At 47.2% G+C, this 14,283-nt stretch carries 11 protein-coding genes; 8 read left to right on the top strand and 3 right to left on the bottom strand.

Annotation, left to right across the window (positions count from 1 at the left end; translation table 11 throughout):
- The first annotated feature begins 252 nt into the window (after positions 1-252).
- From DYH48_RS20990 to DYH48_RS20975, 4 genes are all read left to right on the top strand, one after another.
- Complete coding sequence (locus DYH48_RS20990) at positions 253-1,398, top strand: efflux RND transporter periplasmic adaptor subunit (protein ID WP_115335840.1); 1,146 nt, start codon at positions 253-255, stop codon at positions 1,396-1,398.
- 9 nt (positions 1,399-1,407) lie between these two features.
- Positions 1,408-4,542, top strand: a complete 3,135-nt coding sequence (locus DYH48_RS20985) for an efflux RND transporter permease subunit (RefSeq protein ID WP_115335839.1) — start codon at positions 1,408-1,410, stop codon at positions 4,540-4,542.
- Between the two features lie 145 nt (positions 4,543-4,687).
- Positions 4,688-4,951 carry a hypothetical protein gene (locus tag DYH48_RS20980; RefSeq protein WP_006079452.1) on the top strand — a complete coding sequence of 88 codons (264 nt, stop codon included), beginning with the start codon at positions 4,688-4,690 and terminating at the stop codon, positions 4,949-4,951.
- A 37-nt stretch (positions 4,952-4,988) separates the two neighbouring features.
- Positions 4,989-5,312 carry a hypothetical protein gene (locus tag DYH48_RS20975; protein WP_115335838.1) on the top strand — a complete coding sequence of 108 codons (324 nt, stop codon included), beginning with the start codon at positions 4,989-4,991 and terminating at the stop codon, positions 5,310-5,312.
- A 74-nt stretch (positions 5,313-5,386) separates the two neighbouring features.
- On the opposite strand, the gene DYH48_RS20970 is transcribed toward DYH48_RS20975, so the two are convergent.
- Positions 5,387-7,009, bottom strand: coding sequence for an AbgT family transporter (locus DYH48_RS20970; RefSeq protein ID WP_012588902.1), 1,623 nt, complete (start codon positions 7,007-7,009; stop codon positions 5,387-5,389).
- A 572-nt stretch (positions 7,010-7,581) separates the two neighbouring features.
- Here DYH48_RS20970 and DYH48_RS20965 point away from each other — a divergent pair.
- From DYH48_RS20965 to DYH48_RS20955, 3 genes are read left to right on the top strand one after another with little or no spacing between them, the layout of a single operon-like run.
- Positions 7,582-8,148 (top strand): LemA family protein, encoded by a 567-nt coding sequence (locus DYH48_RS20965; protein ID WP_006079455.1) that lies wholly within the window; start codon positions 7,582-7,584, stop codon positions 8,146-8,148.
- A 49-nt stretch (positions 8,149-8,197) separates the two neighbouring features.
- Positions 8,198-9,235 carry a DUF3137 domain-containing protein gene (locus DYH48_RS20960; RefSeq protein ID WP_115335837.1) on the top strand — a complete coding sequence of 346 codons (1,038 nt, stop codon included), beginning with the start codon at positions 8,198-8,200 and terminating at the stop codon, positions 9,233-9,235.
- A complete protein-coding gene (locus DYH48_RS20955) occupies positions 9,235-9,990 on the top strand; it encodes a lytic transglycosylase domain-containing protein (RefSeq protein WP_115335836.1) in 756 nt (251 codons plus the stop codon). Before DYH48_RS20960 ends, DYH48_RS20955 begins: the two co-directional genes overlap by 1 nt.
- A gap of 68 nt (positions 9,991-10,058) precedes the next feature.
- On the opposite strand, the gene DYH48_RS20950 is transcribed toward DYH48_RS20955, so the two are convergent.
- Complete coding sequence (locus DYH48_RS20950) at positions 10,059-10,904, bottom strand: 23S rRNA (adenine(2030)-N(6))-methyltransferase RlmJ (RefSeq protein WP_006079458.1); 846 nt, start codon at positions 10,902-10,904, stop codon at positions 10,059-10,061.
- Between the two features lie 92 nt (positions 10,905-10,996).
- A complete protein-coding gene (locus DYH48_RS20945) occupies positions 10,997-13,261 on the bottom strand; it encodes a bifunctional diguanylate cyclase/phosphodiesterase (RefSeq protein ID WP_115335835.1) in 2,265 nt (754 codons plus the stop codon).
- A 266-nt stretch (positions 13,262-13,527) separates the two neighbouring features.
- Here DYH48_RS20945 and DYH48_RS20940 point away from each other — a divergent pair, with 266 nt between their 5' ends.
- Complete coding sequence (locus DYH48_RS20940) at positions 13,528-14,274, top strand: class I SAM-dependent methyltransferase (RefSeq protein WP_115335834.1); 747 nt, start codon at positions 13,528-13,530, stop codon at positions 14,272-14,274.
- Positions 14,275-14,283: the final 9 nt, after the last annotated feature.

Raw genomic sequence — 14,283 nt, 5'->3', positions numbered from 1 at the left:
TTTTACGGCATATCCCTCTAACAATGTTACCCAAAGTTAACAGGCTTTTTAAATCGAATAACAATTCGATGAATATAGTAATGCCGAATGAGTGAAAATTTTCATTAGTTTACAATTTAGTTTCGTTATCTTCCTTGTTGATTCATATAGGCTATGAGATAAATAACGGATTTGATTTTAGTTACAATTACGGCTCGTGTCAGCGCAATAAGTGTACTGGTATGTGGGCAGTTAATATTTGAAGGAGTTCTCATGCGGCAGACAATTAAACTTGCCTCAGTTATAAGCGTGGCGTTATGGATGGCAGCTTGCAGCCCTCAAGAAGAGAAAGCTCAGGCGGGCGCTGGCCCACGTAGTATGGAAGTGGGAATCCTTAATGTTGTTGCCCAGCCACAAGTGATTCAGGTGGAGTTACCAGGACGCAGTAAAGCTTTCCTCGAGGCCGAAGTTCGTCCACAGGTGAGCGGTATTATCACTAAGCGTAGTTTTGTTGAAGGTGGCAATGTGAAACAGGGTGAATCCTTGTATCAAATTGACTCTGCAACTTATAAAGCCGCGTTAGTGAGTGCCAATGCCGATTTAGCCAGAGCCAATGCGGGTTTAGCCTCAGCAAAAGCTAAGGCTGCACGTTATCAGCAACTGGTGAAAACCAATGCCATCAGTAAGCAAGAATTTGATGAAGCTGAAGCGGCATATAAAGAAGCATTAGCGAATGTCACCGTGGCAGAAGCTGCGATTAACACAGCTAAAATCAACCTGCAATACACTGAAGTATTAGCGCCTATCTCTGGTCGTATCGGTAAATCGAGTGTGACTGCGGGTGCGTTAGTGACAGCGAACCAAAGCCAAACGCTGGCGACGATTCAACAACTTGATCCTATCAATGTGGATATCGCGCAATCGAGTGCGCAGTTGTTACGTCTTAAAGCTAAGTTGCAGCAAGGTAAGCTACAAGCTTCAGAAAATGCTGATGTGCAGTTGTTGCTCGAAGATGGCACTCAATACAGCCATCTCGGTAAGTTGCAGTTCGCCGAAGTGAGTGTGGATGAAAACACTGGATCTGTGATTCTGCGCGCCGAGTTCCCGAACCCTGAAGGTATCTTGTTACCTGGTATGTATGTTCGCGCCATGTTGAATGCGGGTACTGATCCACAGGCTATCTTGGTTCCACAAAAAGCCATCACGCGTAACTCTAAGGGTCAAGCAGTGGCTATGGTTGTAAATGACCAAGGTGTCGTTGAATCGAAAACTGTAACGACCGCTGAAGTGATTAACAACCAATGGCGAGTCACTTCTGGTTTAGCTGTGGGCGATAAGTTAATTGTGGAAGGATTACAGAAAATTCGTCCAGGCGCTCCAGTAACCACCAAAGTTATTTCTGAAACGCAAGCACAATAGGGCATAGCTATGGCACGTTTTTTTATTGATCGCCCCATCTTTGCGTGGGTGATCGCCTTGATTATCATGCTGGCGGGGATCCTCTCGATCCGCTCGCTGCCAGTGTCTCAATATCCTAACATTGCACCACCTACCGTGGTGATCAGTGCTAACTATCCTGGCGCTTCCGCTAAGATCGTTGAAGATTCTGTAACTCAGGTAATTGAGCAACGTATGACGGGTATCGATAACCTCCGTTATATCTCCTCAACCAGTGACAGTTTTGGTAATGCGTCTATTACCTTAACCTTCAACGCCGAAGCCGATCCGGATATTGCACAGGTTCAAGTTCAGAACAAGTTACAGGGCGCTATGACCCTGTTACCGCAAGAAGTGCAGTCGCAAGGGGTTAACGTTAACAAGTCGAGTTCAGGCTTCTTAATGGTATTAGGCTTCGTATCGACCGACGGTTCGTTAGATAAAAGCGATATTGCCGACTACGTGGGTGCGAACATTCAAGATCCTATGAGCCGTGTTCCGGGCGTAGGTGAAATTCGGCTGTTCGGTGCCCAATATGCGATGCGTATATGGCTAGATCCGTTGAAGCTGACTCAATACAGCTTAACCAGCTTAGATGTTGTTGCGGCGATTCGTTCTCAAAACGCTCAAGTCTCCGCTGGACAGTTAGGTGGCGCGCCATCTGTGGCTGGCCAAGAGCTGAACGCGACGGTATCGGCTCAAAGCCGCTTACAAACGGCGGAAGAGTTTCGCAAGATTATCCTTAAATCGGATATTTCAGGCGCAAATGTCTTCCTCGGTGATGTGGCGCGAGTTGAGTTAGGTTCTGAAAGTTATGCCGTGGTATCACTGTATAATGGTCAACCTGCAACAGGGTTAGCAATTAAGCTAGCAACGGGGGCTAACGCGCTGGATACCGCATCAGCGGTTCGTGAAAAAATTGCTGAAATGAAGCCTTTCTTCCCGCAGGGGTTAGAAGTCGTTTATCCATACGATACAACACCTTTCGTAGAGCAATCTATCGAAGGTGTGGTGTATACCTTGCTTGAAGCTATCGTACTTGTGTTCGTTATCATGTACCTCTTCCTGCAAAACTTCCGTGCAACCTTGATCCCGACCATTGCGGTACCTGTGGTATTGCTGGGTACCTTTGCGATTCTATCGATGGCGGGCTTCTCGATTAACACCCTAACCATGTTCGCTATGGTGCTCGCCATCGGTTTGCTGGTGGACGATGCGATTGTGGTGGTGGAAAACGTCGAGCGGGTGATGTCCGAAGAGGGCTTAAGTCCACTCGAAGCGACGCGTAAGTCGATGGACCAAATTACCGGTGCCTTAGTCGGTATTGGTCTGACCCTATCCGCTGTGTTTGTACCTATGGCATTTATGTCAGGTTCAACGGGTGTGATCTACCGTCAGTTCTCGATCACTATCGTCTCTGCGATGGCGCTGTCTGTACTGGTGGCGTTGATTTTAACGCCAGCACTGTGTGCGACTATGCTCAAGCCAGTCAAGAAGGGCCATGGTCACATAGAAACAGGCTTCTTCGGTTGGTTTAACCGTACTTTCGACAAGCTGACTAATCGTTATGAATCGAGCGTGGCTGGTATCATCAAGCGCAGCTTCAGAGTCATGACGATTTACGTTGTGCTGGTTATTGCAGTGGGTTGGATCTTCATCCGTATGCCTACCGCCTTCTTGCCAGACGAAGACCAAGGTATTTTGTTTACCCAAGCTATTTTGCCGACTAACTCAACCCAAGAAAGCACCCTAAAAGTATTGGAGAAAGTTTCTGATCACTTTATGGCTGAAGAAGGCGTGAGATCGGTATTTAGCGTGGCGGGCTTCAGTTTTGCTGGTCAAGGGCAAAACATGGGTATCGCCTTCGTTGGCTTGAAGGATTGGTCTGAGCGTGAAGCGCCTGGCATGGACGTGAAGTCTATTGCGGGTCGTGCCATGGGTGTGTTCGGCCAGATGAAAGATGCCTTAGTCTTCGCCTTCGTGCCTCCTGCGGTTATCGAGTTGGGTACGGCGAACGGTTTCGACATGTACTTGCAGGATAAGAACGGCCAAGGTCACGAGAAGTTAGTGGCGGCACGTAACCAACTGCTGGGCATGGCGGCACAGAATCCAAATCTGGTGGGCGTGCGTCCTAACGGTCAAGAAGATGCGCCGATTTATCAATTACATGTAGATCACGCTAAGTTAAGCGCGTTAGGCATTGAAATCACTAATGTGAACAGTGTGCTTGCCACTGCTTGGGGTGGTTCTTATGTGAATGACTTTATTGACCGCGGCCGCGTGAAAAAAGTGTATGTGCAAGGTGATGCCCAGTATCGTATGCAGCCAGGAGACTTAGACTCTTGGTACGTGCGTAACAACAAGGGTGACATGGTGCCATTCTCTGCCTTTGCGACGGGTACATGGGAATTCGGTTCACCACGTCTAGAGCGCTTTAACGGCTTACCGTCGATGAACATTCAGGGTGCTACGGCTCCTGGGTTCAGTACCGGTGCGGCGATGGAAATTATGGAAGACCTTGCTAAGCAGCTTCCTCCTGGCTTTGGTGTTGAGTGGAACGGCTTATCGTACGAAGAGCGTCTATCGGGTAACCAAGCGCCTGCGCTGTATGCCCTGTCGATCTTAGTGGTGTTCCTCGTACTTGCGGCACTCTATGAGAGCTGGTCGGTGCCGTTTGCTGTTGTGCTGGTGGTGCCACTCGGGATCATCGGTGCCTTAGTTGCAATGAACGGTCGCGGCTTGCCAAACGATGTGTTCTTCCAAGTGGGGCTGTTAACCACAGTGGGCTTGGCAACCAAGAATGCCATCTTGATTGTGGAATTCGCGAAAGAGTTCTACGAGAAAGGTTCAGGCTTAGTCGAGGCGACCTTGCATGCGGTACGTGTGCGTTTACGTCCTATTCTGATGACGTCTCTTGCCTTTGGTTTAGGTGTTGTGCCATTAGCCATTAGCTCGGGTGTGGGTTCTGGTAGCCAAAACGCCATCGGTACTGCGGTACTTGGCGGTATGATGAGCTCGACTTTCCTAGGTATCTTCTTCGTACCATTATTCTTCGTGATAGTGGAGCGTATCTTCAGTAAGCGTGAGAAGAAAGGTAAGGAAGAGAAGCCAAACTCAGCTGAATAAGCTCAGTCATTTCTAAACTAAAGCCCTGCAATTGCGGGGCTTTTTGTTATTTAATTTTGCGATTTAATGCTGTTAGTTATAAAGATGGATAGGCACTGTGCGCGAGTTCTGGCATATTGCGCTTAGGCCGTTAAGAGGACGAAACATGGATGATGCAGCATTGCAATTGCAAAAACTAGATGCACTACTTGCTAAGGGGAAGATGTACGTCATTTTAGTCTTTGGCGTATTTTTCTGGGGTATGTTGGTGTCCCTCATGGTCGCCTTAATCCATTATTTTATCTTGGGCGATCCATTCTGGGCGGAACTGCAAAGAGCGCTCTATATTTATCCCATTAGCGGCATTTTATTTGGTTGGTTTACGTGGGTGCAGATTCATCGTAAGCGAGATAAACTGCGCGCCCAATAGCATCAATAGTTCTGGTTAAGCTGAGTGTAGGGGTGACATGGTGTTTTCGTGGGGTAATCTTGCAACTAAGCAACTTATCGTGGGAATGATATGCTATACCATAGCGCTGGCGTTTTTGGCCTATGGTGTATATGCGTTTTACTTGCCGGCGCTTGCTGTGCCCGAGTTAACCCGCTGCGTCGGTGCTGCCGTGTTATTTGTCGGCATGGGGTTAACCCCGCAGTTATTTTTTATGTCAGTGAGCCAAATAGTGTCGCAAGCCAAGGACACGCCAGAAAAATCCACACTGCAGACCTATGTGTTTAATCTAGGTATGTTTTTGCTCATTTGCAGTATGTTGATGGAATGGTTATACGACTAAATCTACGGGTTTTAGTGGTTCAACCCGATAAAGCAAGGGTGTCGACTTCATCATCGACGCCCTTTTTATTGAGGTTAAGGCGTGTAGTAAGTCGCTGCGCCTGGCCCGACGGGCAGACCAAAGCCAAATACCCACAGGAAGAAGAATGCTGTCCAACCCACGAAAAACACCAGGGTGTACGGCAGCATAGTGGCGATCAGCGTGCCTATACCGAGGTTTTTCTGGTAACGACAGGCGACCGCTAATATCAAACCAAAGTAGCTCATCATAGGCGTGACTAAGTTAGTCACCGAGTCCCCAATACGGTATGCCGCTTGAATTGTTTCGGGCGCATAACCGACCAGCATCAGCATAGGCACGAAAATCGGGGCGGTAATGGCCCACTGTGCCGAGGCGCTGCCGAGCATTAAGTTGATAAAGCCGCAAAGCATAATAAAGAACAGGAACACAATAGGGCCAGTCAAGCCTATAGATTGCAGCCCATCGGCCCCTAACACTGCGAGTACCGCGCCTAAATTACTCCAGTTAAAGAAGGCGACAAACTGCGCGGCGAAGAAGACGAGGACGATATACATGCCCATAGTGCTCATGCTGTGGGACATGGCATTGATGACATCTTTATCATTTTTGATGCTGCCCACTATTTTGCCGTAAATAAAGCCCGGTATGGCAAAACAAATAAAGATGAAGGCGACTATACCCTTAAGGAAGGGCGAACCTGAGATAAGGCCAGTTTCTGGATGACGCAGCGGCGCACCTTCGGGGACGACTGAAAGCGCTAGGATAACGGCGAGCACTAACATAGATAACCCCGCCCATTTTAAGCCACGCTTTTCAATCTCACTAACGCTCTCCATCGATTGCAGTACGGTTTCATCCGCATCATCACCTTGGTATTTGCCTAACTTAGGCTCGACGATTTTCTCGGTAACAAAGGCGCCGAGGAAAGTGATCACAAAGGTGGAAACAAACATGAAGTACCAGTTCACTTCTGGGCCGACGTTGTACTCAGGATCTATCATGCGCGCCGCAGCTTCGGTAATGCCTGATAATAAGGGATCGACAGTACCCAGTAACAAGTTTGCGCTATAGCCTCCTGAAACCCCCGCAAAGGCGGCGGCTAAACCGGCCAGAGGATGGCGACCAAGGGAGTGGAAAATCATCGCCGCCATAGGGATTAACACCACATAGCCAAGCTCGGCGGCCGTGTTGGACATAATGCCGGCAAAGACTATGGTCACAGTAACCAATCGCTTTGAGGCGCCCATGACTAAGGCGCGCATAGCGGCGGATAATAAGCCGGAACGTTCTGCAATCCCGACGCCGAGTAGTGCGACGAGCACAGTGCCAAGCGGCGTAAAGCCAGTAAAGTTAGTCACCAGATGCGAGACTATCATCCGCAAGCCTTCGGCGTTCATTAGGCTTACCACATGGATTAAACCATCGGCACTGCGGCCGTGGGAACCAATAGGTCTTGGGTCAACAACGGTCAGGCCAAAGTAACCCGCGATACCTGAAATGACGACCACAGCGACACAGAACAGCGCGAATAGGGTGATTGGGTGGGGGAGAAGATTACCTAAGCGTTCAACAATATTGAGAAAACGCACAAACCAACCACTGGCGCTGATATCGCCATGTTGTGGATCTGGCTCCGAGGCCTTTTTTGGGGGGATATCGCCGGAATTGAAACTCATCGTTCTTCCTTTATGTCAACCTTTGCGCAGCGCACTATCTTTGACCCTAGAACAGACGCGAGGCATAGCCAACGGCCGACTGCGAATAAGGTGGCTGAGGGGATGACTCTGGCAGCAAGTATTCTGGGGGAAAGCTAAGGTAAAAGTTAAAAAATTAGCCGGAAAGTATGATTGTTAAGTTTTAATTGAAACTTAAATGTTGCGATTGGCTGTGTAGAAGTGATGAGGGCAAAATGGGGATAAAAAAATGGACTCTCGAGGAGTCCAGTATTCACGAGCAAAATTGGATGCTCTAATGTTGTGCCAATACACTATAGACCTTGTTTGCTGTATCGGAGCTGAATATCGTTAAATTTATATTTTAATTGCGCTTTTTAATGTGCCGGATCACAGTTTTCCGCCTAAAGAGGCGAGTTTTGCTGGTGGTTGAAGCTCCAGATAGCCACTTTCACCATTGCCAGCTCTGACCAGCGAATAATTTCATCGTCTTAACCTGTGCCATAGGTGAAATTTCCACTCATTTATGATTAGCTGTATCCTGTTAACAAGAATAAGAAACCTAAGGATGGAAGATGGAAAAATTGTTATTGGGATTAACGCTGATTTTTATCGTTACCTATCTTTGGTACGTCAGCCTAGTCAAAAAGCGCAATACTGCACTCGAGGCCCTGTCGGGTATCGATGTACAGCTAACCAAACGTGCCGATCTTGTGCCTAATATTCTAAAAATCGCCAAACGATTTATGGATCATGAAAAGTCGCTGCTCACTGAAATCACCGAATTACGCACTCAGCTCAGTCATAATTACAACAAGGCCGATCCGAGTGCCGTTAAAGAGCATTTAGTTCAGGCTGAGCGGTTGAACGATAAAATGGGTGCCTTAATGGTGAATGTGGAGAACTATCCCGAGCTCAAGTCCGACAACACTATGTTGCAGGCGATGCAGACCTATAACGAGGTCGAAGCGCATATCTCTGCAGCGAGACGTTTCTATAACTCGGCAGTGTCAGAGCTTAATACTGCGGTCGAAATCTTCCCCGGCTCGATTATCGCTTCTATGGCGAGCATTAAAGTGATGCCATTCTATGAGGTGAGCGAAGCGGCAAAAGCGCCCGTAGATGCGGCCGAATACTTGTAAGCTTAGCTGTGCAGGGGGAGTGTTCACCCTGCAATACTATGATATCAATATGAATATTTTCACCTTTATTTTAGGTAGCCCGATTCGGACTTATCGGGGTCATGTTGGTTTGTCTGCGGATTTGGATGAACTTCCTCAACTCGAAGCGTATTACGAAGAACACCTAGCCCCCATTAGTCGTAAATATGAAACTAAGCGCGTGGCCTGCCTTAAGGCGGCGCGCAAACGTTTATATTTGAGTTTGATGATAGTACTTGGGCTGACCTTGCTGACTGTGATTGGCTATTACCGCGGCGTTGCTTATTTTCCTCCTTTACCCTTGCTTGCTTTAGTTGGGTTGAGCTGGTGGAGCTTTGCGCCGACTCGAGATTTTAAACATCTGGTTCAACGGGATATTTATCCACTGATGTTTAAATATTTCGGAGATGATTTTGTTTATAGCCGCGAAATGCGCCTCGATATGAATAGACTCGTTGCGGCTAAGGTATTGCCGCAATACGATAAAGTCAGTTTCGGTGACTATATTCAAGGCCGCTATAAAGGCGTTGAGCTAACTGTAAATGAACTCACCTTGACCAAAAATGTGCAAGTCGAAGAGCTGGATGCCAGCACCAATAGGCGCAGAACCGTTACCCGCACCGAAACCCAGTTTAGTGGCTTAGTGGTTGAGCTGAGTAGCCATAAAGCGTTTATCGGCCACACTGTGGTGCTGAGGGATCGCGGTGGTTTAGCGAATTTATTGTCTGACAGCCATGCTGGACTGGTGCGAGTGAAACTTGAAGATCCGCAATTCGAAAAAGAGTTCGATGTGTTTTCAACGGATCAAGTTGAGTCTCGCTATTTGCTCAATACGGCATTTATGGAGCGCTTACAGGAACTTGCCAAGCATTTTGGTGGAAATATTCAATGCGCTTTCTTTCGCAACAAGTTGATTATGTTCCTGCCAAATCGCAGAACGCGTTTTCAAATGCAGTCCATTTTTAATGGTGCGACCTTTTCAGCAGAATTTAGTCAGATAAACCGAGAGATGAAGCAACTCTTTGCTATTATTGAAGTACTTAAACTTAATCAGCACACGGGACTTTGATGTTGCTCACTCGCTCGGTACCGACTCGTACACTGATGGCAGCGGCCTTTTTATCGCCTCGCAGCCTTGCCGTGTTGGGTCTGTGTTTATCGCTGATATCGAGTCTGATGATGAGTGTAAACGCGGAGGAGGCGAGCGTTAAAGCTAAGCCGCGTATCGTTGCCAGATATTCAGAGAGCGGCATAGTCAGCCGTGAAGGCTTAGAAAAACTCAAGATTTATCAATACCAACAAGCCAATGGTGTCACTGTATTTACCGACAAAGCCCCTGCCAATAACCCATATCAAATTCTGTTGTATGACTGTTTTGCCTGTCGCCCCGACTCGACTATAGATTGGAATGGTATCCGTTTATTTACCGCCAATTACGATGCCCTGATCACCCGTGCTGCCCATAAACATCAACTCGACCCCGCCTTGATCCGCGCCGTGATTCACGCAGAATCAGCCTTCAATGCGCGTGCATTGTCGCGTACTGGCGCTATGGGATTGATGCAATTAATGCCTGAAACGGCTAAAGAAATGGGTGTGGCAAACGCGTTTTTACCCGAAGAAAATATCTTAGGTGGCAGTAAGTATCTGGCGCAAATGCTAAAACAGTTTAACGGGGATGTGGCCTTGGCTTGCGCGGCCTACAATGCGGGGCCGACAACTGTGGTGCAGTACAATGGCATTCCGCCCTATCCTGAAACTCAAGCTTATGTTGAGCGTGTGAAAATTCTATTGAAGCGTTATCGCGAGCAGAAGGGCGCTTAGCTGTAGACTTTGTGAACTTAAATCAAGCGGCGAAAACCTGAGATCATCGCCGCCATTTGAGTAGAAGGTTATTCGCCGACTTCCCATTTTACTGTGATATTACCGTCCGCTTGTCCGAGCGTCTTACCTAAGTAATCCATTAATTCGGTTGCGATTTCATCTAACTGCCAAGGCGGATTGATGATCCATAACCCTGCCGCTGTCATGCCAAACTCATCCGAATCGGGTTTAATTGCTTGCTCGATTCTTAGCTGACGTTTAATGCCACTACTGGCGAGGCGCGATAACATGCCTTCGGTCTGAGCGCGATTCACCACTGGATACCAGAGCATAAACACGCCCGTAGCAAAACGTTTATGCGCTTTGATCAGGGTTTCGGCCACATCTTGATAGTCGGTTTTCATCTCGTAGCTAGGATCGACGAGCACCAGAGCGCGGCGCTCTAAGGGTGGCACTGCGGCGATAAGGCCTTTTAAGCCATCGCCTTTGATCACTTTTACTTGTCTGTCTTCGCAGAAATAATCGTCCAGTAACACATAATCAGTGCTGTGCAGCTCGTGCAGCACCATGCGATCTTTAGGCCCCAATTCCATGTCTATAATGGCAGGCGAACCTGGGTAGAAGTTGAGTTCGTCAGGATTTTCTTCATTAAAATGACGCACGGCGGCGACATAGTCCTGCAGCGACTGCGGCAGATCAGTTTTATCCCAAAGCTTAGCTACACCTTCGAGGTATTCACCGGTTTTTTGTGCAAATTCATCGCTTAAAGCATAACCACCTGCACCCGCATGGGTATCGATATACACGAGTGGTTTGTCTTTCTTGTGCATCAGCTGCAAGGTTTGAAGCAAGATGGCGTGTTTCAACACATCGGCATAATTGCCAGCGTGATAACCATGGCGGTAACTTAACATGGGGGATCCTAGTAATTTGCAAACAAAGCAAAGAGAGGCAAATGCCTGACGCCAATTATACCTGCGATGCTTGTAGGCGTAAATTTAATGCCTCAGTTGGCGCTCTTTTTATTGGCGAACCAGTGTGTGGGCGTTTGCATTTGAAAGGTTTTCAGCCATAGATTCGCGGGTGCGGGTTTACCGAATAGATAGCCTTGAAATTGTTCACATCCTAACGCCGTGAGTTGCAATAACTGGGCTTCGGTTTCGATACCTTCGGCAATGACGTTGAGTTTTAAGCTCTTGGCTAACAGGATGGCGGCGTTGACAATTTGGGTATGGCGTTCACTAATGCCCATTTGACTGACAAAGCAGCGGTCGATTTTTATCGTGTCGGCACTGATATCGATGAGTTGGCTTAATGACGCATGGCCAGTGCCAAAATCGTCAATGGCGATAGAAACTCCCATGCGAGCTAAGGTGTTTAGGCGTCGGCCCGTTTCTTTATGGGTTGAAAATACTGAGGTTTCAGTGATTTCAATCTCTAATAATGGGATGAGTTCGGGGTGATTCATATAGGTTTGGATCAACACCTTAAAGAAGCGATCCGACAAAATATCCTGCCCAGATAAGTTGAAGGCTATCCTGACCAGAGGCACATTTTTCGGCCAAGAACGGATCAGTTGTAGTAATTGCCTGAAGACTTTTATCGCAAAAATCGCCTGTAATTGGGATGACTCTATGATGGGGATAAACGTGTTCGGCATAATCATAGTGCCGTCTTCATCGAACATTCTTGCCAGCGCTTCAAAGCTAATAATGTGGCCATCGGCCCTTACTTTAGGCTGTAGCCACATTTCCAGACGATTGTGTTTCAATGCGTCGCGAATTTTAGCTTTCTGCGATGAGGCTTCGAGAAGATTATTAATCAAACCAATGTAATACACCATGACTGGGCTAGCTTGGGTGGTTTGCTTAATGGCAATTAAACATTGCTCTGCGGCTTGCTGCGGTGAGGCTTTATTACCCGAACTGCAACCGACTCGGCACTCGAGATGATATTCAATTTGTTGTTCATGTTTGAGCTGCAGGTTCGTTGGAATACGCTCGCGTAATTGCTGCGCGAGGTTTTCGGGGGAGATCAGCGGCAGGCTGGTAAACTCAAGCGCAAACGAGGCTCCCCTAAACCGGTATATTTTTGCGTGATGACCAAAGCGATTTTTGAGTTCGGTCGCAAAGGCTTTTAAGATGGCATCCCCGACGCTGATACCGAAGGCGGCATTGATTTGACTCAGATTATCAATTTTGACTAAGGCGACTGTCATATCCAAATGGATCGTACTTGGGGCTGGGTTATACCAGTGATTCTCGTTGGGTAATCCGGTCACTAAATCATAGAAATGTGTGCTGATATGGTGCTTTTTAAGTCGGCTTAGTTCAATCGCATGGTTTGCCTGTTCTGTGACATCGTGGCAGTGAAACAACAAAGTGTCATGGTGCTCTAATGAGGCTTTCTGCAGCAGATATTTAGTGCCGTTGTTGTTCTTTAGATGGGTCGGAAACGCGGCCGCCAGTAAGTTTGTGCTGGTATCTTCGGTAAGTTCAAAAATGTCACATAGGCGAGTGCGGTTTAGTGTGACCTCTCCGGCGATTTCTTTGGCCGCATTATTCAGGTTGAGAATCACGCCGTCCTCATTACAGAAGAAGGAAGCGGTACCATTATTTTCAAAGATTTCAGCATATTGATCTAAGGTACGTTGCAGAGCATTTTGATGCTGGATCATTTGCTGCGCATGGACTTTCTGGGTTTTTAGCAGGCGCATCGCCGACAAGGGAATACAGATATTAAAAAAGACAAACAGCAAGCCATTCAGATAAGCGTGGGTCGCAGGCAGACTGATATCAATATCAATAATCGGGGGAATATTTTGGTTACGCAGCAGCAGTAAAAAAGGCAATACATTAAAAAACATCATGATAACGGCTACTTTTCTGCCAAATAGAAAAAGCGCCATTAGGGGCAAGGTATATAAGAAGGTAATCCCTGACTGGGATAAGTTAAAGTCTGGGACAAACAAGAGTATAGAAATGCAGGCGGCAATGACCATAGCCAACAGACTGATTGAGCTGGCGAGTAAATATTTGCGGGTAAACCATAAAGTTAAGAAGAGTACGGTTAAAAAACTGACCGTAATGCTGATAATAAAAGCGAGGTTTAACTGATATGCAATTAAAGAGCTATGCAGCACTATGCTAGCGGTCAACATCGCGCCACTGAGCAGAATGATCCGCAATAAGCTGGTTTTTAATATTGTTCTATCAGGATTTAAAAAGTCTCGATCCCTAATAAACAAAAAACCTTTCAGCCATTGAAGCAAAAAGAGTCCTTATCCCATACGGAAGTCACGCAGGTTGACTGGGGATATAACATATAACATAAATCACTTAATTGTTATACAAATAGATTACTATCTTTATAAATCAGTGGATTACAGTGTGATGCTTGTTTGAATCTTTAAGGGTGCACTGCGACAAATTGACTAAGATAGTGATGAGTTTGCTGATGTGATTTGCTGACTGGCATATTCATAAACCAGATTTTTAGGCATAATGGCCATCATTTTCGTTGGTTAGAAGACAGCCTGTGACCCCGATTTTTTTCAATCAGCAATACCCAACACTTGTGGATATTTGTGCACGTTGGCAACTCGTCTACGATGCGAATGCGACCTTCGAATTGCGTTTTGAATCAGATACTTTATCACTGCATAAACGCGATGAGCCTAAGCTTGATGGCATAGTGGTGGACTTTGTGACTGGCGCCGTCGCCCATAGACGTAAGTTCGGTGGTGGTCGCGGCCAATCCATCGCTAAAGCCGTGGGATTAAAGCAAGGGGTAATGCCAAGTGTGGTTGATGGCACTGCGGGTTTAGGACGCGATGCCTTCGTGCTAGCAAGCCTTGGTTGCACTGTAACTATGGTTGAACGTCATCCTGTGGTTGCGGCATTGCTTGAAGATGGTCTGCGCCGCGCCTATCAAGATGCTGAAATCGGTGTCTGGATGCGTGAGCGGATGCGCCTGTTCCATGGTTCGAGCCTAGAAGCCCTTTCGAAATTGGCACAAGAGGTAGATGTGGTGTACCTCGACCCTATGTATCCCCACCGCGATAAATCGGCCCTTGTTAAAAAGGAAATGCGTGTATTCCAATCCTTAGTTGGTGCCGATTTAGACGCCGATGGTCTACTCGCTCCTGCTTTAGCCTTAGCAACTAAACGTGTCGTTGTTAAGCGCCCAGACTACGCCGAGGATTTGGACGGGGTTAAGCCAAATACGGTTATCGAAACTAAGAAAAACCGTTTCGATGTCTACGTAAAAGCCGCGATGAAATAGGGTTTATAT

The organism is Shewanella baltica, from assembly GCF_900456975.1.
GTDB lineage: Bacteria > Pseudomonadota > Gammaproteobacteria > Enterobacterales > Shewanellaceae > Shewanella > Shewanella baltica.
The sequence above is the reverse complement of the archived record's forward strand: the minus strand, read 5'-3'. Positions and strand labels throughout refer to the sequence as shown.